Annotated in this window: 1 protein-coding gene; it reads right to left on the bottom strand. The window is 39.1% G+C overall.

All coding sequences use genetic code 11. The annotated features are described in order from the left end of the window. A partial coding sequence (locus tag A8143_RS16930) for a PKD domain-containing protein (RefSeq protein WP_139134416.1) occupies positions 1-493 on the bottom strand: 493 nt, incomplete at both ends.

The following is a 493-nucleotide window of genomic DNA, read 5'->3' on the forward strand; positions in this document are numbered from 1 at the left end:
ATGCTGCGCAATCCGACTCATCTTCAACAGAAAAATAATACCAACCTGATGATAAGGAGTTGGCGGTGTTTGAATTGTCAATGTTTTTAAGTTCACCTGTAGCATCTTTAATGATAAAAATGGCATCACCGACAATTTCATCAACATTGATTGTTATTGACCCATCAGAAAAACCATAACAAGAAGGTTCGTTGACGATTAAATCTATACCTAAACCATTATCCATTGTAATATCAATAGTGGTTGTAGCAGTACATCCAAACTCACTGGTTACAGTCAGTGTGACAGTATAGGTTCCAACAGCAGCAAATAAATGTTCGGGGTTTTCTTCAACAGAGACTTCACCATCTCCAAAGTTCCAACTCCAATCAACAATAGAGCCGCTTTCAATTGTCGATAAATCATTGAATTGAACGGGGTTTAAAATACACCCGCCCGTGGAACCATCTTCAGAGGAAGATCCTCCAGCAATAAATTCGATGTGAGCGTTGGG

It is taken from the genome of Crocinitomix algicola (assembly GCF_001661595.2).
Lineage (GTDB): Bacteria > Bacteroidota > Bacteroidia > Flavobacteriales_D > Crocinitomicaceae > Crocinitomix > Crocinitomix algicola.